Source organism: Neobacillus jeddahensis, from assembly GCF_000612625.1.
Classification (GTDB): Bacteria; Bacillota; Bacilli; order Bacillales; family Cytobacillaceae; genus Neobacillus; species Neobacillus jeddahensis.
Genome location: NZ_CCAS010000004.1, coordinates 25,416 through 49,535, shown reverse-complemented (window position 1 = coordinate 49,535; position 24,120 = coordinate 25,416). Strand labels below are relative to the sequence as shown.

Annotated in this window: 26 protein-coding genes; all 26 read left to right on the top strand. The window is 38.3% G+C overall.

Translation table 11 applies throughout. The annotated features are described in order from the left end of the window. The first annotated feature begins 9 nt into the window (after window positions 1-9). The 26 genes from ftsY to TY15_RS02655 all read left to right on the top strand — a co-directional run bounded on the left by ftsY (window position 10) and on the right by TY15_RS02655 (window position 24,104). Window positions 10-996: a signal recognition particle-docking protein FtsY gene (gene ftsY, locus TY15_RS02780; protein ID WP_040204960.1), complete on the top strand. Its 987-nt coding sequence runs from the start codon at window positions 10-12 to the stop codon at window positions 994-996. A gap of 101 nt (window positions 997-1,097) precedes the next feature. After that, entirely contained in the window at window positions 1,098-1,430 is a 333-nt protein-coding gene (locus TY15_RS02775; RefSeq protein WP_040205129.1) for a putative DNA-binding protein, read from the top strand. 12 nt (window positions 1,431-1,442) lie between these two features. Further along, a complete protein-coding gene (gene ffh, locus TY15_RS02770; RefSeq protein WP_040204962.1) occupies window positions 1,443-2,795 on the top strand; it encodes a signal recognition particle protein in 1,353 nt (450 codons plus the stop codon). 175 nt (window positions 2,796-2,970) lie between these two features. Then, complete coding sequence (gene rpsP, locus TY15_RS02765) at window positions 2,971-3,243, top strand: 30S ribosomal protein S16 (RefSeq protein WP_040204963.1); 273 nt, start codon at window positions 2,971-2,973, stop codon at window positions 3,241-3,243. A 12-nt stretch (window positions 3,244-3,255) separates the two neighbouring features. Next, entirely contained in the window at window positions 3,256-3,486 is a 231-nt protein-coding gene (locus tag TY15_RS02760; protein WP_040204964.1) for a KH domain-containing protein, read from the top strand. 213 nt (window positions 3,487-3,699) lie between these two features. Continuing rightward, window positions 3,700-4,086, top strand: a complete 387-nt coding sequence (locus tag TY15_RS02755) for a YlqD family protein (protein ID WP_040204966.1) — start codon at window positions 3,700-3,702, stop codon at window positions 4,084-4,086. An 11-nt stretch (window positions 4,087-4,097) separates the two neighbouring features. After that, complete coding sequence (gene rimM, locus TY15_RS02750) at window positions 4,098-4,616, top strand: ribosome maturation factor RimM (RefSeq protein WP_040204968.1); 519 nt, start codon at window positions 4,098-4,100, stop codon at window positions 4,614-4,616. Continuing rightward, complete coding sequence (gene trmD / locus TY15_RS02745) at window positions 4,616-5,359, top strand: tRNA (guanosine(37)-N1)-methyltransferase TrmD (RefSeq protein WP_179301738.1); 744 nt, start codon at window positions 4,616-4,618, stop codon at window positions 5,357-5,359. Before rimM ends, trmD begins: the two co-directional genes overlap by 1 nt. Window positions 5,360-5,505: 146 nt before the next feature. Next, on the top strand, window positions 5,506-5,850 hold the full coding sequence (rplS, locus tag TY15_RS02740) for a 50S ribosomal protein L19 (protein WP_040204970.1): 345 nt from the start codon (window positions 5,506-5,508) through the stop codon (window positions 5,848-5,850). Window positions 5,851-6,073: 223 nt separating this feature from the next. After that, entirely contained in the window at window positions 6,074-6,631 is a 558-nt protein-coding gene (gene lepB / locus TY15_RS02735; protein ID WP_040204971.1) for a signal peptidase I, read from the top strand. Window positions 6,632-6,648: 17 nt separating this feature from the next. Next, window positions 6,649-7,521, top strand: a complete 873-nt coding sequence (ylqF, locus tag TY15_RS02730) for a ribosome biogenesis GTPase YlqF (protein WP_040204973.1) — start codon at window positions 6,649-6,651, stop codon at window positions 7,519-7,521. A gap of 65 nt (window positions 7,522-7,586) precedes the next feature. Beyond that, window positions 7,587-8,372 carry a ribonuclease HII gene (locus TY15_RS02725; RefSeq protein WP_040204975.1) on the top strand — a complete coding sequence of 262 codons (786 nt, stop codon included), beginning with the start codon at window positions 7,587-7,589 and terminating at the stop codon, window positions 8,370-8,372. 215 nt (window positions 8,373-8,587) lie between these two features. After that, on the top strand, window positions 8,588-9,748 hold the full coding sequence (gene sucC, locus TY15_RS02720; protein ID WP_040204977.1) for an ADP-forming succinate--CoA ligase subunit beta: 1,161 nt from the start codon (window positions 8,588-8,590) through the stop codon (window positions 9,746-9,748). 23 nt (window positions 9,749-9,771) lie between these two features. Continuing rightward, the gene (gene sucD / locus TY15_RS02715) at window positions 9,772-10,674 is read left to right on the top strand and encodes a succinate--CoA ligase subunit alpha (protein ID WP_040204978.1); all 903 of its coding nucleotides are present in this window, start codon (window positions 9,772-9,774) and stop codon (window positions 10,672-10,674) included. 90 nt (window positions 10,675-10,764) lie between these two features. Beyond that, window positions 10,765-11,664 carry a DNA-processing protein DprA gene (dprA, locus tag TY15_RS02710; protein ID WP_040204979.1) on the top strand — a complete coding sequence of 300 codons (900 nt, stop codon included), beginning with the start codon at window positions 10,765-10,767 and terminating at the stop codon, window positions 11,662-11,664. A 380-nt stretch (window positions 11,665-12,044) separates the two neighbouring features. Next, window positions 12,045-14,123, top strand: coding sequence for a type I DNA topoisomerase (topA, locus tag TY15_RS02705; RefSeq protein ID WP_040204980.1), 2,079 nt, complete (start codon window positions 12,045-12,047; stop codon window positions 14,121-14,123). Window positions 14,124-14,390: 267 nt separating this feature from the next. Continuing rightward, the gene (trmFO, locus tag TY15_RS02700; RefSeq protein WP_040204982.1) at window positions 14,391-15,698 is read left to right on the top strand and encodes an FADH(2)-oxidizing methylenetetrahydrofolate--tRNA-(uracil(54)-C(5))-methyltransferase TrmFO; all 1,308 of its coding nucleotides are present in this window, start codon (window positions 14,391-14,393) and stop codon (window positions 15,696-15,698) included. A 277-nt stretch (window positions 15,699-15,975) separates the two neighbouring features. Beyond that, the gene (gene hslV / locus TY15_RS02695) at window positions 15,976-16,518 is read left to right on the top strand and encodes an ATP-dependent protease subunit HslV (RefSeq protein WP_040204983.1); all 543 of its coding nucleotides are present in this window, start codon (window positions 15,976-15,978) and stop codon (window positions 16,516-16,518) included. A gap of 19 nt (window positions 16,519-16,537) precedes the next feature. Beyond that, window positions 16,538-17,941: an HslU--HslV peptidase ATPase subunit gene (gene hslU, locus TY15_RS02690; protein ID WP_040204986.1), complete on the top strand. Its 1,404-nt coding sequence runs from the start codon at window positions 16,538-16,540 to the stop codon at window positions 17,939-17,941. Between the two features lie 121 nt (window positions 17,942-18,062). Then, a complete protein-coding gene (gene codY / locus TY15_RS02685) occupies window positions 18,063-18,842 on the top strand; it encodes a GTP-sensing pleiotropic transcriptional regulator CodY (protein WP_040204987.1) in 780 nt (259 codons plus the stop codon). A 198-nt stretch (window positions 18,843-19,040) separates the two neighbouring features. Continuing rightward, window positions 19,041-19,739, top strand: coding sequence for a 30S ribosomal protein S2 (gene rpsB / locus TY15_RS02680; protein WP_040204990.1), 699 nt, complete (start codon window positions 19,041-19,043; stop codon window positions 19,737-19,739). 129 nt (window positions 19,740-19,868) lie between these two features. Beyond that, complete coding sequence (gene tsf, locus TY15_RS02675) at window positions 19,869-20,753, top strand: translation elongation factor Ts (protein WP_040204992.1); 885 nt, start codon at window positions 19,869-19,871, stop codon at window positions 20,751-20,753. A 174-nt stretch (window positions 20,754-20,927) separates the two neighbouring features. Further along, the gene (gene pyrH / locus TY15_RS02670; protein WP_040204994.1) at window positions 20,928-21,653 is read left to right on the top strand and encodes a UMP kinase; all 726 of its coding nucleotides are present in this window, start codon (window positions 20,928-20,930) and stop codon (window positions 21,651-21,653) included. Beyond that, window positions 21,653-22,210, top strand: coding sequence for a ribosome recycling factor (gene frr / locus TY15_RS02665; protein ID WP_040204997.1), 558 nt, complete (start codon window positions 21,653-21,655; stop codon window positions 22,208-22,210). Before pyrH ends, frr begins: the two co-directional genes overlap by 1 nt. Before the next feature lie 253 nt (window positions 22,211-22,463). After that, window positions 22,464-23,240, top strand: a complete 777-nt coding sequence (locus TY15_RS02660) for an isoprenyl transferase (RefSeq protein ID WP_040204999.1) — start codon at window positions 22,464-22,466, stop codon at window positions 23,238-23,240. 72 nt (window positions 23,241-23,312) lie between these two features. Then, the gene (locus tag TY15_RS02655) at window positions 23,313-24,104 is read left to right on the top strand and encodes a phosphatidate cytidylyltransferase (RefSeq protein WP_040205001.1); all 792 of its coding nucleotides are present in this window, start codon (window positions 23,313-23,315) and stop codon (window positions 24,102-24,104) included. Window positions 24,105-24,120 lie beyond the last annotated feature (16 nt).

The following is a 24,120-nucleotide window of genomic DNA, read 5'->3' as shown; positions in this document are numbered from 1 at the left end:
AGTGAAAATATGAGTTTTTTTAAAAAATTAAAAGAAAAAATTTCAAAATCGACTGATACTGTAACCGAGAAGTTTAAAGACGGGCTTTCCAAAACAAGAGATAGTTTCTCTGGAAAAGTAAACGACCTTGTTGCAAGATACCGGAAAGTGGATGAAGATTTTTTTGAAGAGTTAGAGGAAATCTTAATCCAGGCAGATGTGGGCTTTGACACGGTTATGAAGTTGATTGATGAGCTCAAAATGGAAGTGAAACGCCGAAACATTCAAGATCCACAAGAAGTGCAAAGTGTCATTTCTGAAAAGTTGGTTGAGATTTATGATGCAGGAGAAGGACAATCTGCAAAATTAAACATTCAGGAAGAGGGCTTGACTGTTATTCTCTTTGTCGGTGTAAATGGGGTTGGAAAAACGACAACTATTGGCAAGCTCGGACATAAATTTAAAAGTGAAGGAAAGAAAGTTTTGATGGCTGCAGGCGATACCTTCCGTGCGGGTGCGATTGAACAGCTCGAGGTTTGGGGTGAGCGGGTAGGTGTTGATGTCATCAAGCAGGCTGAAGGATCTGACCCAGCAGCAGTTATGTTTGATGCCATCCAGGCGGCTAAGTCTCGCAAAGCTGATATATTGCTGTGCGATACAGCTGGTCGCTTGCAAAACAAAGTAAATTTGATGAAAGAACTTGAAAAGGTAAAGCGTGTGATTGAAAGAGAAATTCCAGGTGCCCCGCATGAAGTCATTCTTGTACTCGATGCGACAACTGGTCAAAATGCTCTAATCCAGGCTAAGACGTTTAAAGAAGCTACCAACGTTAGCGGCATTGTACTGTCAAAATTGGATGGGACAGCTAAAGGCGGCATAGTTCTAGCCATTCGAAATGAATTAAAAATCCCTGTGAAATTTGTTGGTCTGGGTGAAAAAATGGATGATCTACAAGAGTTTGACGCTGAAAAATATGTATACGGGTTATTTGCTGATCAAGTAGATAAAACAGATTAAGGATGTAAAGGTATTTTCTTGACAGATAATGACTGACCCTGTAAACTACATTTGTAAAGGCTTTTCACTTAACATTAGCATTGGGGGGGAATCCTGGCATGATGCTTGAAAAAACAACACGAATGAACTATCTGTATGATTTTTACTATTCGTTGTTAACACCAAAGCAGCAAAGCTATATGTCTCTCTATTATTTAGATGATTACTCACTGGGAGAAATTGCCGAGGAGTATGCCGTCAGCCGTCAGGCCGTTTATGATAATATTAAACGGACGGAAGCAATGCTCGAGGAGTATGAGGAAAAGCTTGTATTATTTCAGAAATTTCAAGAGCGTACAAGACTTATTAAACACATGAAAGAATTGCTTACTGATGAGTATATTTCAAAGCAAGCAATGTTGGAAACTGTTACTGAGCTTGAGAAATTAGATTAGGAGGCGGCATGAATGGCGTTTGAAGGATTAGCCGACCGACTGCAGAATACAATTCAAAAAATCCGCGGAAAAGGGAAGGTCTCGGAAGCGGATGTAAAAGAAATGATGCGCGAAGTTCGTCTTGCCTTACTTGAAGCGGATGTTAACTTCAAAGTCGTTAAAGATTTCGTTAAAAAAGTCAGTGAACGAGCAGTTGGGCAAGAAGTATTGCAAAGTCTAACTCCAGGCCAGCAGATCATTAAGATTGTCAATGAGGAATTGACTGCGTTAATGGGGGGCGAGCAAAGTATAATCGCTGCCTCAAATCGGCCGCCGACCGTTATTATGATGGTTGGGTTACAAGGGGCAGGTAAAACCACGACAACTGGTAAGCTTTCGCTCTTGCTTCGTAAGAAGTATAATCGAAGCCCATTGCTTGTTGCTGCAGATATTTATCGTCCAGCCGCCATCAAGCAGCTTCAAACTCTTGGTAAACAATTAGATATGCCTGTTTTTTCCCTTGGCGATCAAGTTAGTCCAGTGGAAATTGCCAAGCAGGCCATTGCCAAGGCAAAAGAGGAACACCATGACTATGTCTTAATTGATACAGCCGGAAGACTTCATGTAGATGAGACCTTAATGGACGAGCTAAAGGACATTAAAGAGCTTACTAAACCAGATGAGATTTTTCTTGTTGTCGATGCCATGACCGGTCAGGATGCTGTCAACGTTGCCCAAAGTTTTAATGAACAGCTTGGTTTAACTGGAGTTGTTTTAACAAAGCTTGATGGGGATACAAGAGGTGGAGCAGCCCTTTCTATTCGTGCTGTCACGCAAACACCGATAAAATTTGTCGGTCTTGGCGAGAAGATGGATGCATTGGAGCCGTTTCATCCTGAGCGGATGGCTTCAAGAATTTTAGGCATGGGTGATGTGCTGACATTGATTGAAAAGGCACAAGCAAATGTTGACGAACAAAAGGCAAAAGAGTTAGAACAAAAAATGCGGACAGCAACATTTACGCTCGATGACTTTTTGGAACAGCTCGGTCAAGTTCGAAATCTAGGTCCTCTGGATGAATTATTAAAAATGATGCCTGGTGCAAACAAAATCAAGGGTTTGAATAATCTTCAAATTGATGAAAAACAAATTGGTCATGTAGAAGCAATCATCAGGTCAATGACCATGGCAGAGAAAAACAATCCAGAAATTTTAAATGCAAAACGGAAGAATCGGATTGCCAAAGGCAGCGGTCGTTCTGTCACGGAGGTTAACCGTTTGCTAAAGCAGTTTGAAGATATGAAAAAAATGATGAAGCAAATGACCGGAATGCAGCAAAAAGGGAAGAAAAAAGGCGGATTTAAATTTCCATTTAAACCGTTTTAACCTAAAAACATAGTACGATAGTACTATGCAGAATGCTGATCTAAGGTCAAAAAGATCTTGAATTTTTCTGATAAAAATTGGTAATAATGACTGTAAAGAAAAAACACTTTACAAATGATTTAATAATTGATATTATACTATCTTGTGTGAAACTATTCGGAGGTGCTTATTTAAAATGGCAGTTAAAATTCGTTTAAAACGTATGGGAGCAAATAAAACTCCTTTCTATCGTATTGTTGTAGCAGATTCTCGTTCACCACGTGATGGCCGTTTCATTGAAACAGTTGGAACTTACAATCCAGTTGCTGAGCCAGCATTAGTTGAAATTAACGAAGAATTAGCTCTTAAATGGTTAAAAGACGGTGCGAAACCATCTGATACAGTTCGTAACCTTTTCTCGAACCAAGGCATCATGGAAAAATTCCATAATGCAAAATTAAACAAGTAATCGTAGGCGATTATGAAACAATTAATCGAAACGATTGTTAAGCCCATTGTTGATTTTCCTGAAGATGTTCAAGTGGATGTCATGGAAGATGACCACCGTGTTATCTACCAGCTATCTGTGAATAAAACAGATATGGGAAAAGTAATTGGCAAGCAAGGGCGTGTTGCAAAGGCCATAAGAACTGTTGTATATGCAGCAGGATCATCACAACAAAAGAAAATATTTCTAGAGATTGGTGAATAGCTTTTTGCATCGAGATAAAAGGGAGGAATCATTTCCTCCCTTTTTTGCTATACGAAAAGCGAAAGCGCCTTGCTCAGGGGCGACAGGCATAAGACGAGCCGGCGAGAAGATTGTTCTTTAATCTTCTTGACGGATTGGCTTATGATCCCGAGCCCCTAGGCGCTGTAGCTAGACAATCTCAAAGTTCTTTAAGAACGCGGGGAGGCGAATCTTTTGCAGCTTATTCAAACTGTTGTGGTGAAACAAATATTAACTGATAAGAGTCGACAGGATCTTCATGAAAAATTCAAGGCGAAAATTCTCCAGTTGACAAAGGAATGCAATCAGCTTCAGTTCGAAATGAAGCGGATGGAGAAAACAAAAACATTGCCACCTACTGCCATAAAATCACAATTTGAAAAAGAAATTCAAACACGCATGGAAAAAATAAAACTAGTTGAGTTTCAAATTGAACAACTACATATCCTACCGTTAGGCAGTGAAATGAAAGAAAGGGAAGTCCAGGCGCTTACAGAAATCAAGATTGGTGACATATGGGACGAGCGGCTTGGGCAACCTATCATTATTATTAAGGACGGAATAATAGAAGATATACGCTAGAGGTGTGAAAAATGGAAAAATGGTTTAATGTCGGAAAAATTGTCAATACGCAAGGTATTAAAGGAGAAGTTCGTGTTATTTCCAAAACGGACTTCCCTGAGAAAAGGTATAAATCAGGTAATGTCTTATATTTATTTATGCCGAATTCAAATCAGCCAATTGAACTAACAGTCAAAAGTCACCGCACTCATAAAAACTTTGAACTACTTACATTTGAAGGCTTTACAAATATCAATGAAGTAGAAAAATTCAGAGATGGAATTTTGAAAGTTCCTGATACACAGTTAGGTGCATTAGAGGAAAATGAATTTTATTATCATGAAATTATTGGCTGTCTTGTTGCAACAACAAGTGGAGAGGAAATTGGCAAGGTATATGAAATTCTATCTCCTGGTGCCAATGATGTCTGGGTTGTCAAAGGAAAAGGGGGTAAGGACATCCTCATTCCTTATATTGATGAGGTAGTCAAAAAAGTAGATGTTAAGGAGAAAGTGATCTTAATCGATCCAATGGAAGGGTTACTTTCATGATGCAGATTGATATTCTAACCTTATTCCCAGAGATGTTTTCAGGAGTATTTGGACAATCCATTTTGCAAAAGGCAACGGAGAAATCTGCCGTCCATTATAATGTCGTTAATTTTCGAGAATATGCGGATAACAAACACTCTACAGTTGATGATTACCCCTATGGCGGCGGGGCAGGAATGGTACTACAACCACAGCCTATTTTTGATGCAGTTACGGCACTTAAGGAACAAGCCAATAGCAAGAAGCAGCCACGGGTTATCCTTCTTTGTCCGCAAGGGGAACGATATGGGCAAAAAAAGGCGGAGGAACTGGCCAAAGAGGAGCACTTAATTTTCATTTGCGGACATTATGAGGGCTATGATGAACGAATTCGAGAGCATGTCGTAACAGACGAAATATCAATTGGTGATTATGTATTGACTGGCGGTGAGCTGGGAGCAATGGTTGTAGTAGACAGCGTTGTGCGATTATTACCGGAGGTATTAGGTAATCAGGAGTCCCATATGAAGGACTCATTTAGTACAGGGCTCTTAGAACATCCTCATTACACAAGACCAGCAGATTTTCGTGGGCTAAAAGTTCCGGATGTTTTACTATCAGGAAATCATAAGCTAATAGAAGAATGGCGTAATAAAGAAGCATTACGAAGAACACTATTACGACGGCCTGATTTATTTGAAAACATCCAATTAACCTCAGAACAAGAGAAATGGCTAAAAGAAGTAAAAAAAGATTACGAGTAATATTGCGGGCTCACAATAAATATGGTATGATACTTCTTGTGACTTGAGCTGATATACTATCAGAAGGAAGTCTTATAACGATGTTCCGCTGCAAGATTTAAGGAAATATGATGTGCATGAGCATCTGTTGGAAGGAGTTGAAAACGATGCATAAATTAATCGAAGAAATCACAAAAGAACAACTTCGTTCTGATCTACCTTCGTTCCGTCCTGGTGATACTGTACGTGTACACGTTAAAGTTATCGAGGGTACTCGCGAGCGTATTCAGTTATTCGAAGGCGTAGTGATTAAGCGTCGTGGTGGTGGAATTAGCGAAACTTTTACAGTTCGTAAAATTTCTTACGGAGTAGGCGTTGAGCGTACTTTCCCAGTACACACACCAAAAATTGCGAAGCTAGAAGTACTTCGTCGCGGTAAAGTTCGCCGTGCTAAGCTTTACTACTTGCGTAACCTTCGCGGTAAAAAAGCAAGAATTAAAGAGATTCGATAATATGAAAAAGAGAGGGCTTGCTCGAGAGCAGGCTCTTTTTTTATACATAACAATGCCAATGATTGTAAATTATATGAATCAGATTGATCAAATTGTTACTATTTTTTAAACAAATGATTAAAGTTTGATTAAAATGCGTTATCCCATCGTGTTAATTATGTTTAAGTTATGTAAAATAGGCTGTATAAAACATTTTTTTATAAGTGATTGGTGGGGACAGTGTATGACAAAAAAGAAAAACGAATTATGGGAATGGACGAAGGCCCTCTTGATTGCGGTAATCTTAGCTGCCGTCATCCGGTACTTTCTCTTTGCTCCAATTGTTGTTGATGGTGCATCAATGATGCCAACATTGAAAGATCAAGATCGAATGATCATGAACAAATTCAGTTATGAGATTGGGGAACCCAAGCGTTTTGATATAATTGTATTTCATGCTCCAGAGAAAAAGGATTACATAAAGCGTGTAATCGGACTTCCTGGTGATACTATTGAGTATAAAGATGATACGTTATATGTGAATGGAAAGGCGTATAAGGAACCTTATTTAGACGAATATAAAAAGCAAGTAGAGGACGGCCCATTAACAGGCTCGTTTACTTTAGAAGAAAAGATTGGTCGTAAAACTGTTCCAAAAGGTGAACTGTTTGTCATGGGAGATAATCGCCGGTTCAGTAAAGACTCAAGGCATATCGGAACCGTACCAATGAGTAAAGTCATCGGTAAGACAAGTATTGTTTTTTGGCCGATTAAAGATGCTCATATTGTAACCGTGAAATAGAAATAGGAGGTGGCGCTTTGACGATCCAATGGTTTCCTGGCCACATGGCAAAGGCTCGCAGAGAGGTCACGGAAAAGTTAAAATTAGTTGATATCATCTTTGAATTAGTGGATGCGAGAATTCCGTACTCTTCAAGAAATCCAATGATAGATGAAATTATTCAACATAAACCTAGATTGGTTTTATTAAATAAAGCCGATATGGCAGATAAAGAAGTAACAAGAGAATGGATTGCCTTTTTTGCGGAAAAAGGCATAAAGGCGTTGGCAATCAATTCCCAAGCAGGTGAGGGCATGAAAAGTATTGTCCAGGCCTCCAATGAAATTTTGAAAGAAAAGTTTGATCGCCTTAGAGCAAAAGGTGTGAATCCAAGAGCTATTCGGGCGATGATAGTTGGTATTCCAAATGCTGGTAAATCAACTCTGATTAATAGATTAGCAAAGAAAAATATTGCTAAGACAGGAAATACCCCAGGAGTAACAAAATCACAACAGTGGATTAAAGTAGGAAAAGAAATGGAACTGCTCGATACTCCAGGAATCCTATGGCCAAAATTTGAAGACCAAGAGGTTGGAATGAAGCTGGCCATCACAGGAGCGATTAAAGATACTTTATTGAATTTACAGGACTTAACTATCTATTCGTTATCATTTCTGCAACGGGCCTATCCAGAACGCTTTCAAGAGCGTTATAAGCTTACTGAAATTCCGGATGATGTGGTAGAGTTATTTGACCATATCGGCAAGCTTAGAGGCTGTCTCGCGGGCGGAGGAATGGTTGATTACGATAAAGTCTCAGAATTAGTCATCAGGGAAATCCGCTCTGAGAAATTTGGCCGCTTATCTTTTGAACGCCCAACGGATTTTCAATTAGCAGATGTTCAAAATTAACTCAAAATCAAAACTAGCTCTCCATTTGGGGAGCTATATTTTTCGAACAAAAACAGGTGAAGCAGATGAAAAGATTATCAATCGCAGAAATTGAAGCAAAATTGGACACCATTTTAGATGATTCTAATCCTTTTCTTGAGGAACTTGGAAATGATGAAAGAAAAGGAGTTCAGAGATGCTTAACAAAATGGAAGAGACAACGGGAACAAGAAAAAAAATTACAAGTTAAATTTGATGAAATGAATCACTTTGAACGAAAATGTCGTGCTGAAGGATTCCGATTCATTGCCGGAATTGACGAAGTAGGAAGAGGACCACTTGCTGGTCCAGTTGTGGCTGCTGCCGTTATCCTACCAGGGGACTTTTATCTAGCCGGGATTGATGACTCAAAAAAACTGTCGGAAAAGAGACGCCAAGAATACGATATAATTATTCGCAGAGAAGCAATAGCTTACAGTATTTCGATGATTCATGCAGATGTAATTGACGAGATTAATATTTATGAAGCGACAAAAAAAGCAATGAATGCAGCCGTGGCCTCACTTAAACCGAATCCAGATTTTTTGTTAATAGACGCAATGAAGCTTGAGACACCATACCCATCAGAGTCAATTTTTAAAGGGGACGCAAAAAGCATTTCGATTGCCGCTGCTTCAATCGTCGCAAAGGTAGCAAGAGATGAGTTGATGAAGGAACTTTCAATTACATATCCCGACTATGGTTTCCAGCAGAATATGGGATATGGAACAAAAGAACATATTGACGCGATAAAGCAGTTTGGGATTACCTCCTATCATCGTAAAAGCTTTGCACCAGTAAAAGATTATATGAAAATACTATATAGCAAATAAAAAACAGGTTAGTGCCTGTTTTTTTGTTTTGTAAAAAAATATTAACGGTTGTTTGATATGGAAAATCCTTATTAAATGGTGGATTTAGCCATTAACTTTTCTGAATTTTTGAAAGATGAATATAATTTTTTTGCTTAATGGTGGACAAGGTTTGTGTCATTATATAAAATGAAAACGGAGTCAATTTTTTGAAGAGTTTGATAGGAGGATGGGAAATGAATATCCATGAGTATCAAGGGAAAGAGATCCTCAGAAAATATGGGGTTGCCGTTCCTAACGGAAAAGTGGCATTCACGGTTGAAGAAGCAGTTGAGGCCGCACAAGAACTAGGAACACAGGTATGTGTAGTTAAGGCGCAAATTCATGCAGGCGGACGGGGGAAAGCCGGCGGAGTAAAAGTTGCGAAAAACCTTGAAGAGGTTCGTACATATGCAAGCGAAATCCTAGGTAAAACGTTAGTAACACACCAAACAGGCCCTGAAGGCAAAGAAGTGAAACGTTTGCTGATTGAAGAAGGCTGTGATATTAAAAAGGAATACTATGTTGGTCTAGTATTAGACCGTGCCACTTCACATGTTGTTTTAATGGCTTCAGAAGAAGGCGGTACGGAAATTGAAGAAGTTGCAGCTAAAACGCCAGAGAAAATTTTCAAAGAAGAAATTGATCCTGCCATCGGCCTACAGCCGTTCCAAGCACGCCGGATTGCTTTCAATATTAATATACCAAATGAGTTAGTTAATCAAGCTGTAAAGTTTATGATGGGCTTATACAATGCCTATATTGAAAAAGATTGTTCTATTGCTGAAATCAATCCACTCGTTGTTACGGGTGATGGAAAAGTAATGGCACTAGATGCAAAATTAAATTTTGATTCTAATGCATTATATCGTCAAAAGGATGTTTTAGCATATCGGGATCTAGAAGAAGAAGATGCAAAAGAAATCGAAGCATCTAAATATGATTTAAGCTATGTTGCTTTAGATGGAAATATCGGCTGTATGGTTAATGGTGCCGGACTTGCTATGTCAACGATGGATATTATTAAACATTATGGCGGTGATCCCGCTAACTTCCTTGATGTTGGGGGCGGCGCAACAGCGGAAAAAGTTACAGAGGCATTCAAAATTATCCTTTCTGATCCAAACGTAAAAGGTATTTTTGTCAATATCTTTGGTGGAATCATGAAGTGTGATGTTATTGCTGAGGGTGTTGTAGAAGCAGCTAAGCAAGTCGGACTAAGTGTGCCGCTTGTTGTTCGCTTAGAAGGAACAAATGTTGACTTAGGGAAGAAAATTCTTGCTGAGTCAAGTGTAGACATTATTGCTGCTGAATCCATGGCTGATGGCGCACAAAAAATCGTTTCATTAGTGAAATAGGATCAAGAGAAAGGGGAATTAACGTGAGCGTTTTTATTAATAAAGATACGAAAGTTATTGTTCAAGGTATTACAGGCGGAACTGCCCGTTTTCATACAAAGCAAATGCTTGAATATGGAACAAAAATTGTCGGCGGTACATCTCCTGGTAAAGGCGGTCAAGAAGTAGAAGGTGTACCTGTCTTTAACACAGTCAAAGATGCGGTTGAAGCTACTGGTGCTAATGCCTCGGTTATCTATGTTCCAGCTCCATTTGCTGCCGATTCTATCATTGAAGCAGTTGATGCTGAGTTAGATCTTGTTATTTGTATTACTGAGCATATTCCTGTATTGGATATGGTAAAAGTAAAACGTTATATGGAAGGCAAGAAGACACGTTTAGTAGGTCCTAACTGCCCGGGAGTTATTACGGCAGATGAGTGTAAAATTGGGATTATGCCAGGCTACATTCATACAAAAGGACATGTTGGCGTAGTTTCCCGCTCCGGAACATTAACATATGAAGCTGTACACCAGCTTACACAAGCAGGACTTGGTCAAACTACAGCGGTTGGTATCGGTGGAGATCCAGTGAATGGAACAAATTTCATCGACGTTCTAAAAGCATTTAATGAAGATCCTGAAACCTACGCTGTTATTATGATTGGTGAAATCGGTGGCACTGCTGAAGAAGAAGCTGCTGAATGGGTGAAGGCAAACATGACTAAACCAGTTGTTGGTTTTATTGGCGGCCGTACAGCCCCTCCTGGAAAGCGTATGGGTCACGCTGGTGCGATTATTTCGGGCGGAAAAGGCACTGCAGATGAAAAAATTCGCGTCATGAATGAATGTGGTATTAAAGTGGCGGATACACCATCAGTGATGGGAGAAACTTTAATTGGGGTATTGAAAGAACAAGGCCTTTATGAAAAATGTAAAACCCACTAATCGAAAACAACACTTGATGATGACAGATAGTCCCTCAATAGAGAGGGGCTATTTGTCCATTCAAAAAAATAAATGGAGGTTTGTTATTAAATGGACGATTTCAAAGAAAAGCTGATTCATTTGTTACACTACCCAAACGTTTCTTGGACCTTTGTTTTTAACTTGTTAAAGAGAGATCCCACACTTCAGTCTTTATATCAGCTCCAAATACCAACATCCAAACAACAAAATTTCTTGGTTCGAGCAATAAACCACGATAACCCTTCCGCACAAACTTCGATCTTACTTCATCCCGAAATTATTCATGAACAAATTCGCCAATATAAAACAAATGATATTGCAGTCATTACCATCTTTGATAAGGAATATCCCAATAATTTAAAAGAAATTTACCAGCCGCCATGGGCATTATTTGCTAAAGGTGATTTAACACTACTAGAAAAGGAGCCAAAGCTTGCGGTGGTTGGTTCTCGTCAGGCAACACAGTATGGTAAAAATGCAATCCGATTAATCTTCCCCGAGCTTATTGAACAAGGCGTCCTTATCGTTAGCGGGCTAGCAATGGGGATAGATACATTAGCACATGAACATGCCATCAAAAATGGCGGGCAAACGATCGCTGTTATTGCTGGAGGCATCTATCATATTTACCCAAAGGAAAATATCAGCCTTGCAGTAAACATGATGAAGACTCAGCTTGTCCTCTCAGAATACCCACCAGATACAAAGCCTCAGAGGTGGCATTTTCCCTCTCGGAATCGAATTATTAGTGGTTTAGCAGCTGGAACGCTTATTATAGAAGCAAAGCGAAAAAGTGGATCGCTGATCACGGCTAATTTTGCCGTTAATGAAGGAAGGGATGTTTTTTCCTTACCAGGGAGTATTTTCAATCCATATTCAGGAGGAACAAACGAGCTAATCCAGCAAGGGGCAAAACTTGTCACAAATGCTAAGGATATATTGGAGGAAATTAGAATCGATCATCATTAATCAAAATTCTTATTTTGAACTGGTTATTTTTGCAGGTTTTTTCGATAAAATGGAGAAATTAGCTAAAAAAGGTTGCAAAATTTTCTATTATGTTATACATTTTCCAACAGAAGTTCAAAAAACGTGGTAGAGATTCTTTACCTATACAAATTCAATAATAACTTTTATAAAGTAAGAATAGATTGAGACTCAGTAAATAATATTGTAACTAACATATATAATTGAAAAAATTTGGGATAAGAAGTTTTGTAAAGTATTTTCTCCTGATAAAGTTGTTAAAACTGGAAATTAGGAAAACTTCTCAAATCGTTAGCAACTTAGAAGCGGCTATTGCCAAATTTGAGGCGCTTTCACACTTTCCCTCTTAAGGAGGATATTGAATGGCAGAATTTCTGGTAATCGTAGAGTCGCCAGCAAAAGCGAAAACAATCGAACGATATTTAGGGAACAAATATAAAGTTAAAGCATCCATGGGACACATCCGTGATTTGCCACGGAGCCAAATGGGGGTCAATGTTGAAAATAGCTTTGAGCCAAAATATATAACCATCCGTGGCAAGGGCCCTGTTTTAAAAGAATTAAAAACGGCTGCTAAAAAGGCGAAAAAAGTATATCTCGCAGCTGACCCGGATCGCGAAGGTGAAGCAATTGCTTGGCATTTAGCGCATAGCTTGGATGTTGATATACACTCAGATTGCCGTGTTGTTTTTAATGAAATTACAAAGGATGCTATTAAAGAATCCTTTAAGCATCCGCGCCCAATTAATATGGATTTGGTCGATGCTCAGCAGGCCCGCAGAATTTTAGACCGGCTTGTCGGTTATAATATCAGCCCGTTACTTTGGAAAAAAGTAAAAAAGGGGTTAAGTGCAGGACGGGTTCAATCAGTTGCAACACGTTTGATTATTGATAGAGAAAAAGAGATAAAAGCATTTACGCCTGAAGAATACTGGACGATTGAAGGCGAATTTTTAAAGGGAAAAGATCAATTTAGCGCCGCTTTCTATTCCTTAGTGGGTCAAGATAAAAGGGAATTAGGATCCGAAGATGATGTTCAATCAGTGTTAAAGCAATTAAAGGATAATAAATTCAAAGTAATCTCAGTGACGAAAAAAGAACGTCGTCGAAACCCGGCACCACCTTTTATTACCTCATCCTTGCAGCAGGAAGCAGCAAGAAAGCTTAACTTCCGAGCGAAGAAAACGATGATGCTTGCCCAACAGCTTTACGAAGGAATTGAGCTTGGAAAAGAAGGAACAGTTGGGCTTATCACGTATATGAGAACGGATTCAACGAGAATATCAGAGATTGCACAAGCCGAGGCTGCGAGTTATATAAAATCTGAATATGGCGAGAATTATTTAAAAGAAGAACAAAGAAAAGAAAAAAAGCAAGCAAATGCGCAGGATGCCCATGAAGCAATCCGTCCAACAAGTACATTAAGGGATCCAAACAGCCTGAAGGAATTTCTTTCTCGTGATCAGCTCCGTTTATACAAATTAATTTGGGAACGCTTTTTAGCAAGTCAAATGGCACAGGCTATTATGGATACGATGAGTGTTGATTTGCAGAATGGAAATGTTATCTTCCGAGCTACCGGTTCCAAAGTAAAGTTTCCCGGCTTTATGAAACTTTATGTTGAGGGATCAGATGATCAAGCAGACGGGCCTAATAAAATGCTTCCAGACCTTAAAGAAGGAGATGAAGTGTTTAAAAAGGACATTGAGCCAAAACAGCACTTCACACAGCCACCGCCACGATACACGGAAGCAAGACTTGTCAAAACGTTAGAAGAGTTGGGAATTGGCCGACCTTCAACATATGCACCTACTTTGGATACCATTCAAAAACGGGGCTATGTTGCGTTGGATAATAAACGCTTTATCCCAACTGAACTAGGCGAAATTATTAATGAGCTAATTCTAGAATTCTTCCCTGAAATTCTTGATGTAGAATTCACGGCAAAAATGGAGCAGGGATTAGATCATGTTGAAGATGGAAAAGTTAGCTGGGTACAAATAATCGATGAATTCTATCGTGATTTTGAAACTCATTTAGAAAAAGCTGAAAAAGAAATGCAATCAATTGAAATTAAGGATGAGCCTGCTGGTGAAGATTGTGAAAACTGTGGAAACCCAATGGTTTTTAAAATGGGTAGATATGGTAAATTTATGGCATGCAGTAATTTCCCTGATTGTCGGAATACGAAACCGATTGTGAAAGAAATTGGTGTTACCTGTCCCAATTGTAAAGAAGGCCAGATAATTGAAAGAAAAAGTAAGAAAAAACGATTGTTTTATGGTTGTACTCGATATCCTGAATGTGAATTCATCTCTTGGGATAAACCACTACCAAGACCCTGTCCTAAATGTGAAGGTCTTTTAGTAGAAAAGAAGTTGAAAAAAGGTGTTCAGGTTCAATGTACGGCTTGTGACTATAAGGAAGAACAACAGAGTTAAAAAGAGTGGGATACTCCACTCTTTTTATTTGTCGATAGGCAAGTAATCTTCCTTTCCCGTATAAGAGTAACTACGCCTTTGTCTTCGCCCTTGGGGGGCTCGCCAATTGTGAGTTTTTCTCTATGTAGAATAAAAACCTTTTTTGTTTTGCATTCGTATAGTACAATGCAAGATGGACTTAATTGTGGGAAAGGTATATATAAAGTACTTTTTTAACCAAAATGTAATGAAACAATAGGTTTAGGAAAAAATTCAGGAGGTTACTAAATGAAAGACGTAACAATAAATGTCATTGGTGCTGGCTTGGCTGGAAGTGAAGCTGCATGGCAGATTGCTAAACGAGGTGTAAAGGTTCGACTTTACGAAATGCGTCCGGTAAAACAAACACCAGCTCATCACACTGATAAATTTGCTGAATTAGTTTGTAGTAATTCATTGCGGGCCAATACATTAACGAATGCAGTTGGGGTCTTAAAGGAGGAAATGAGAAAACTTGATTCAGTCATCATTGCTGCTGCAGATGCCTGTTCTGTTCCTGCTGGTGGTGCCTTAGCGGTAGATCGACATGAATTTGCTGCTAAAGTAACAGAGATGGTCAAAAACCATGAAAATGTGACGGTTGTAAATGAAGAGGTTACGGAAATTCCTGAAGGACCAACTATTATTGCAACGGGTCCATTAACAAGTCCAGGTCTTTCTGCACAGCTTAAAAGCTTGACTGGGGAAGATTATTTATATTTTTATGATGCTGCTGCCCCAATTTTAGAAAAAGAAAGCATTAACATGGATAAGGTATATTTAAAATCCCGTTATGATAAAGGCGAAGCGGCGTATTTGAATTGTCCGATGACAGAAGAGGAGTTTAATCAGTTTTACGAAGCACTCATTACTGCAGAGACGGTGCCTTTGAAGGAATTTGAAAAAGAAGTTTTTTTTGAGGGCTGTATGCCAATTGAAGTAATGGCGAGCAGAGGGAAGAAAACGATGCTTTTTGGACCGTTAAAACCTGTTGGCTTAGAAGACCCGAAAACAGGGAAAAGACCATTTGCAGTAGTGCAACTTCGTCAAGATGATGCTGCTGGAACTTTATTTAATATTGTTGGTTTTCAGACACATTTAAAGTGGGGGGCACAAAAGGAAGTTATCCAATTAATTCCTGGTCTTGAAAATGCAGAGATCATTCGCTATGGCGTCATGCATCGAAATACGTTTATTAATTCGCCTAAGGTTTTAAAGGCCACTTATCAGTTCCGAAATCGCGAAGATTTATTTTTTGCAGGTCAAATGACTGGAGTAGAAGGATATGTTGAATCAGCAGCAAGTGGGCTAATTGCCGGAATCAATGCTGCTCGTCTAGCAAATGACATGGAGACCGTGGAGTTTCCTGTTGAAACGGCTATTGGAAGTATGGCGCGTTACATTACAACCGCAAATCCTGATAACTTTCAGCCGATGAATGCAAATTTTGGGTTATTTCCTGAACTGCCAGTTAGAATAAAAGGGAAACAGGAAAGAAATTTACAGCATGCCAATCGGGCGCTGGAAACAATTCAGAACTTTGTGAAAGTTTTGTAAAATTTATTGCATGGACTGTTGAAGTGTGTTACTATTTAGTAGCTCTTGGCAGGGAATAGTATGATAAATGTGAATTTTTTATTAAATTTACTGCTTGAGTGTTTACAAATAAAGAGGAATTACGCAAAATAAACAATTGAACATTAACAACTTGATTGCAGTGATTTCGTTTTATCCATTTGTTGAAGTTATTGATGTCGACCCATTAATTAAACCCATTATTTACATACCAGATGTGTTTATTAACGATAATTACTCCAGAAGGAGGAAGATTTTCATGAATCAATTCCACGCGACAACGATATTTGCAGTCCATCATAACGGTGAATGCTCCATGTCAGGTGATGGCCAAGTGACATTTGGAAACGCAGTAGTGATGAAACACACAGCAAAAAAGGTTCGTAAGATATTTAATGGAAAAGTATTGGCTGGCTTCGCCGGTTCTGTTGCTGATGCTTTTACACTATTTGAACTGTTTGAAGCAAAGTTAGAGGAATATAACGGAAACCTTCAAAGAGCAGCTGTCGAACTCGCTAAAGAGTGGAGAAACGACAAAATGCTGCGCAAGTTGGAAGCGATGTTAATTGTTATGAACCGAGAAAGTCTGCTTCTTGTGTCCGGTACTGGTGAAGTGATCGAACCTGATGATGGTATTCTTGCGATTGGATCTGGTGGTAATTACGCTTTAGCTGCAGGACGCTCACTGAAGAAATATGCTGGTGACCACTTGTCTGCGAAAGAAATCGCAAAAGCTTCTTTAGAAATAGCTGCGGAAATATGTGTTTATACGAACAATAACATTATCGTGGAAGAGCTATAACGGAAGGAGATAGAAGAGAATGGGAAAAATAACTAATTTAACTCCTCGTCAAATTGTCGAAAGACTTGATCAGTATATTATTGGACAAAAAGATGCCAAGAAAGCCGTTGCTGTTGCGTTACGGAATCGTTACAGAAGGGGATTATTGAATGATAAACTCCGGGAAGAAATTATTCCAAAGAACATTTTGATGATTGGCCCAACTGGTGTTGGGAAAACGGAAATTGCCAGAAGGATCGCCAAGCTTGTTGGTGCTCCGTTTATTAAAGTGGAAGCAACTAAATTTACAGAAGTAGGCTATGTTGGTCGTGATGTTGAATCGATGGTTAGAGACTTAGCTGAAACTTCCGTTCGCTTAGTGAAAGAAGACCGGATGCAAAGTGTGAAGGAACTAGCCGAAGAAAATGCAAACAGCAGGCTAGTGGATTTACTTGTACCATCTGGTAAAAAATCTTCTGGTTATAAAAATCCACTCGAAATGTTATTTGGCGGCGGAAATTCCTCTTCAGAACAAGAAACACATCAAGAAGATTATTCCGTTCAAGAAAAACGGAAAATTGTTAAAGAAAAACTAGCTCTCGGTCAGTTAGAAGATGAAATGGTAACGGTCGAAGTGGAAGAGCAAACGCCGTCTATGTTTGATATGCTTCAAGGTTCTGGCATTGAGCAAATGGGAATGAATATGCAGGATGCCCTCAGCAATTTAATGCCGAAAAAACGGAAGAAAAGAAAATTAACTGTCCACGAAGCAAGAAAGGTTTTAACAACTGAAGAAGCTGCAAAGTTAATTGACATGGATGAGGTAACATCAGAGGCAATTTATCGAGCAGAACAATCCGGAATTATTTTTATTGATGAAATCGATAAAATCGCAAGTAAAAATTCTGGGGGATCTTCAGCAGATGTATCTCGAGAAGGTGTTCAACGGGATATTTTACCAGTAGTAGAAGGGTCAACAGTCGTGACGAAATATGGATCAATCAAAACAGATCATATTTTATTTATTGCTGCAGGTGCTTTTCATATGGCAAAGCCATCAGATTTAATTCCGGAACTGCAAGGACGTTTCCCGATTCGTGTTGAACTAACTAAACTGACAGTTGAGGATTTCTTCAGGATTTTGATTGAACCGGATAATGCCTTAATTAAACAATATCAAGCATTATTGGAAACAGAAGGTATACAAATTGAATTTTCTGACGATGCTATTCGTAGAATTGCTGAAGTAGCATTTGAAGTGAATCAAAATACAGATAATATCGGTGCTAGAAGACTCCATACGATATTAGAAAAGCTATTAGAAGATTTATCTTTTGAAGCTCCAGATATCTCCATGGAAAAAATCTCTATCACCCCACAATATGTTGATGATAAACTTGGTGCAATTTCTAAAAATAAAGATTTATCCCAATTTATCCTTTAAGAATGTCTGTTTTTCGAATCTCGATAAACACATTCTATATCAATACCTAATACATCGAAAAGATTGTATTAATTGAGTGAAAATTCAATAATGGTTGTAGTCAATTAGGAGGAAGAAACAGATGGATTTACTTACAAAAACTAGAAGAATTAATGTGTTATTACAAAAAGCGGCTGGAAAGCCTGTGAACTTCAAGGAAATGTCTGAAGTATTGAGTGAAGTAATTGAAGCTAATGTTTACATTGTTAGCCGTCGTGGAAAGCTTCTTGGGTTTTCAATACATCAGCAAATCGAAAATGAAAGAATGAAAAAAATGTTCGAGGATCGTCAATTTCCTGAAGAATACACAAAAGGTTTGTTTAATATTCAAGAAACTTCATCAAATCTTGATATTGATAGCCAATATACAGCTTTTCCAGTGGAAAACGGCGAATTATTCCGTGAAGGGTTAACTACCATTGTTCCAATTATTGGCGGCGGTGAGCGTCTTGGTACATTAATTTTGGCAAGATTGCAAGAGAAATTCCAAGATGATGATCTTATCCTCGGTGAATACGGTGCCACTGTTGTTGGTATGGAAATTTTGCGTGAAAAAGCAGAGGAAATTGAAGAAGAAGCAAGAAGCAAGGCGGTTGTTCAAATGGCCATTAGTTCATTATCTTATAGTGAACTAGAAGCAATTGAACATATTTTTGAAGAATTAAATGGCAAAGAAGGTTTACTTGTTGCTTCCAAAATCGCAGACCGTGTCGGTATTACACGCTCTGTTATTGTAAATGCATTAAGAAAGCTTGAGAGTGCTGGGGTTATTGAATCTCGTTCTCTTGGTATGAAAGGAACATATATTAAAGTATTAAATGATAAGTTCCTTGTTGAACTTGATAAATTAAGATCAAACTAAAATATAAATCCCCAGTTCATTCTGGGGATTTTATTATTTTTCTACAACAATACTTGATTGTTTTAAATTCTTGTGCTATATTATTTCATGGTGTTAATACACACGCCTTTTGATTTAAACGGACGGTGCTGTTAATAACAGTTTCTGTTTAAAAATGATAGAGGCGGAGGCAAACAAACCATTAGGAGGAAAAGAAACATGTCAGTAATTTCAATGAAACAATTGCTTGAAGCTGGTGTACATTTTGGACACCAAACTCGCCGTTGGAACCCAAAAATGAAGAAATATATCTTCACAGAGCGTAACGGTATCTACATCATCGACCTACAAAAAACAGTTAAAAAAGTTGAAGAAGCTTATAACTGGGTTAAGGAACTTGCTGGTAACGGCGGAACTGTTCTTTTTGTTGGTACAAAGAAACAAGCTCAAGATTCTGTTAAAGAAGAAGCAGGTCGTTCTGGTATGTACTATGTTAACCAACGTTGGTTAGGTGGTACATTAACAAACTTTGAAACAATCCAAAAGCGTATTAGCCGCTTAAAAGATATCGAAAGAATGTCTGAAGACGGTACTTTCGAAGTATTACCGAAAAAAGAAGTTGTTCAATTAAAGAAACAACAAGAACGTCTTGAAAAATTCCTAGGCGGAATTAAAGACATGAAACAACTTCCAGATGCGTTATTCATCATCGACCCTCGTAAAGAGCGTATCGCAGTAGCAGAAGCTAAAAAATTAAACATTCCTATCGTAGGTATTGTTGATACAAACTGTGATCCAGATGAAATCGATGTTGTAATTCCTGCTAACGACGATGCTATTCGTGCCGTTAAACTTTTAACTGGTAAAATGGCTGATGCGATTCTTGAAGCAAAACAAGGCGAAGAAGTACAAGCGTAAGATAGGGTAGTAATTAAAAAAGGTGATAAGAGGGAGCACCCTTTATCACCTTTTTTTAAGAAATGTTTATCTCAAGCGTGAATGGCTATGATATGAGTATAGTACATAGATTAAAGGAGGATATTTATTATGGCAGTTACTGCTCAAATGGTTAAAGAACTACGTGAAAAAACTGGCGCAGGTATGATGGATTGTAAAAAGGCGCTTACAGCAACAGAAGGTGATATGGATAAGGCAATTGATTTCTTACGTGAAAAAGGAATTGCTAAAGCTGCAAACAAAGCTGACCGTATTGCTGCAGAAGGATTAACTTCAATCGTAACAGCAGGTAATGAGGCTGTTATCCTTGAAGTAAACTCTGAAACAGACTTCGTTGCTAAGAATGAAGGATTCCTAACTCTTGTTAAAGAGCTAGCATCTCACTTATTAAACAACAAGCCAGCTACTGTTGAAGAAGCATTAGTTCAAACAATGGAAAATGGTGCAACTGTTGCTGACCATATCAATGCTGCAATTGCTAAGATTGGTGAAAAACTTACTCTACGTCGTTTTGCTGTTGTTGCAAAAACGGATAATGATGCATTTGGTGCATATCTTCACATGGGTGGCCGTATCAGCGTATTAACTGTTCTTGAAGGAACAACTGACGAAGCTGCTGCAAAAGATGTTTCAATGCACATTGCTGCATTAAAACCAAAATATGTTTCTCGCGATCAAGTTTCTCAAGAAGAAGTTGAACATGAGCGTCAAGTATTAACTCAACAAGCTCTAAACGAAGGAAAACCAGCTAACATTGTTGAGAAAATGGTTGAAGGCCGTCTTGGTAAATACTTTGAAGATGTTTGTGTAAATGACCAAGCATTTGTTAAAAATCCTGATCAAAAGGTTCGTCAATTTGTTGAGTCAAAGGGAGCTACCATTCGCGAATTCGTACGTTTTGAAGTAGGAGAAGGCATCGAAAAACGTGAAGATAACTTTGCTGAAGAAGTTATGAACCAAGTAAATAAACAATAGTCAAATATTCTCTAGCTAAAATTAACACATGTTGTAAGGGAATGTTATTGTAATAGGTTTTTGAATAGGGGACACGGAGTGTTCCCTATTTTTGAAGAACGAGCATTGAAAAATAGTTAAGTACAAGTGCCTATTCAAGGCGCTTGTACTTAAAAAATACATATGGAGGTTTATATGAGCGGTCCTAAGTACAAACGCGTAGTATTAAAATTGAGCGGAGAAGCACTTGCTGGTGAGTCTAGCTTTGGAATTAAACCTTCTGTTATCAAGTCAATTGCAGAACAAGTAAAAGAAGTGGCGGAACTTGGTGTTGAAGTAGCAGTCGTTGTCGGCGGAGGGAATATTTGGCGCGGGAAAATCGGCAGTGAGATGGGCATGGACAGAGCCACTGCTGACTATATGGGGATGCTAGCTACAGTGATGAATTCTCTAGCACTTCAAGATAGTTTAGAACAATTAGGAATTGAATCACGTGTACAAACATCGATTGAAATGCGCCAGGTTGCTGAACCATATATTCGTCGACGCGCGATGCGACATTTAGAAAAGCAAAGGGTAGTAATCTTTGCAGCAGGTACAGGTAACCCTTACTTCTCAACAGATACAACTGCAGCATTACGTGCTGCGGAGATTGATGCAGAAGTGATTTTAATGGCAAAAAATAATGTCGATGGTGTTTATTCAGCTGACCCAAGAATAGATGATACGGCCACTAAGTATGATGACCTCACATTCTTGGATGTTATTAAGGAAGGATTAGCAGTCATGGATTCAACTGCTTCCTCGTTATGTATGGATAATGATATTCCATTGATCGTTTTCTCAATTATGGAACAAGGTAATATTAAAAGAGCAGTTATGGGAGAAAAAATCGGTACAATTGTTAGGGGGAAAAATTAATGCCAAAACAAGTTATTTCTTCTACAAAAGATCGTATGACAAAAGCGATTCAAGCATATTCACGTGAGCTTGCCAGCATCCGTGCGGGAAGAGCTAGCGCATCATTACTTGATCGTCTTACGTTTGAATATTATGGTGCTCCTACACCTGTGAACCAAATGGCGGGGATTACAACACCAGAAGCGCGTCTACTTGTGATTCAACCCTATGATAAATCTATTCTTGGCGATATTGAAAAAGCAATCTTAAAGTCGGATTTAGGTTTAAATCCTTCCAACGATGGAACTGTGATTCGTATTGCCATTCCACAATTAACAGAAGAACGTCGGAAAGAACTAGTGAAACTAGTCAAAAAAGAATCAGAAGAAGCAAAGGTGGCGATTCGCAACATTCGCCGTGATGCAAATGATGATTTGAAAAAGCTAGAAAAAAATGGGGAAATTACGGAAGATGCTCTTCGTGGATATTCTGATGATATTCAGAAAATCACGGATGAAAATATTCAAAAAATCGACCAAATTACGAAAGAGAAAGAAAAAGAAATCTTAGAAGTGTAGACACATGAATAGACCCTCTTCTTAGGGGGTTTTTTTTCACTGTTGTGAGGCTTCAGATAGTGAAGATATTCCTAGGGATTTCCGAACATTATTCTTAATTCCTTTTGTTTTACATAAGTTATTAATAGAGATATCTTTTTAGTTTTTTGGTAAGATAAAAACATCTATTCTAAAATACTTTTACATATAGCTGTACATGGTTTAGATTGATTTATTATCGGAGGAAATGATTAACTAATTGAGGAGCAATGTTATGTTAAATAAATTTAGGCTATGGAAGAAGTCAACCACCTCTTCCACACTCCGAGATAAAATAAATGAAATAAAAGAATTGCCTGTTCCTGAGCATGTTGCCATCATTATGGACGGCAATGGACGTTGGGCCAAGAAGAGGGCTTTACCGCGAATAGCCGGACATCATGAAGGGATGAAGGTTGTTCGGAAAACGACGATGCTGGCGAATGACCTTGGGGTAAAGACGTTAACTCTATATGCATTTTCAACTGAGAACTGGAAACGTCCGAAAAACGAGGTAGAATACATAATGAAGTTACCGGCAGAATTTTTAGGAACGTTTCTCCCTGAATTAGTTAAGAACAATGTTCAGGTTAAAATGATGGGGTATAAGGATCAGTTACCTGTACATACCTTAAGGGCAATTGAAAAAGCTATTGAGGAAACAAAAAATAATAATGGGCTTGTTTTGAACTTTGCCTTGAATTATGGAAGCAGAGCAGAGATCCTTGATGCAGTAAAGTTAGTCTTAAATGATAGTAAAAATGGTATACTAAAGGAAGCGGATTTAAATGAAGAAGTCTTTTCATCCTATTTAATGACTTCAGATTTTGCAGATCCGGATTTGTTAATCCGAACAAGTGGCGAAATTCGCTTAAGTAACTTTATGCTTTGGCAATTGGCGTATTCAGAGTTATGGTTTACAGAAGTATTATGGCCAGATTTCAATGAGGAACATTTGCTAGAAGCGATTGAGGTGTTTCAAAAACGCCAACGTCGTTTCGGCGGAATTTAAGCGCTTATTGTGTCGTCATACAGGCGGAGTAGCAATCCCTTCCTTAGAACTTTAAAGGTGTTGAATTAGTAGATGAAGCAAAGAATCATTACAGCAGTCGTAGCAGCGGCATTATTTTTACCAATTGTATTTTATGGTGGTCTACCATTTGTTTTGTTAACGTATTTTCTTGCAACCATTGGTTTGTATGAGCTATTAAAAATGAAAAAATTTAACCTTTTTTCAATAAACGGTTTACTATCACTTTTATTTTTGTGGATTATCATTTTCCCTAAGCAATACGACCATTTTTTTACCAGCTTTTATTATTCAAAAACAGAACTTGGTATTGTGATAATTCTTTTATTGTTGGCCTATTCTGTGGTTACCAAAAATCGTTTTACATTTGAAGATGTATCTTTTTCTATTCTGTCTGCAGTTTATGTTGGGATTGGTTTCTATTTCTTTATGGAAACACGTGAAGCTGGTCTTGTGTATATTTTTTATTCTTTATTTATTATTTGGGCTACGGATTCAGGTGCCTACTTTATTGGTAAATCCATGGGCAGAAATAAACTTTGGCCGGAAATCAGCCCAAATAAAACCGTTGAAGGGTCATTAGGTGGGGTAGTTTGCGCCGTTATTGTAGCTATTTTATTTGTTCTTTTCACGGAGATCTCTGCAGGTATGCTGACGTTAATTGGAATAACGATTGTCCTTTCTGTTTTTGGACAAATTGGTGATTTAGTCCAATCAGCGTTCAAACGCCATTTTAATGTGAAAGATTCAGGAAAGATCTTACCTGGCCATGGAGGAATCCTTGACCGTTTTGATAGTCTCTTATTTGTCTGGCCGATTTTAAACTTATTTCACCTTTGGTTATAAACAGAACAAATGTGTA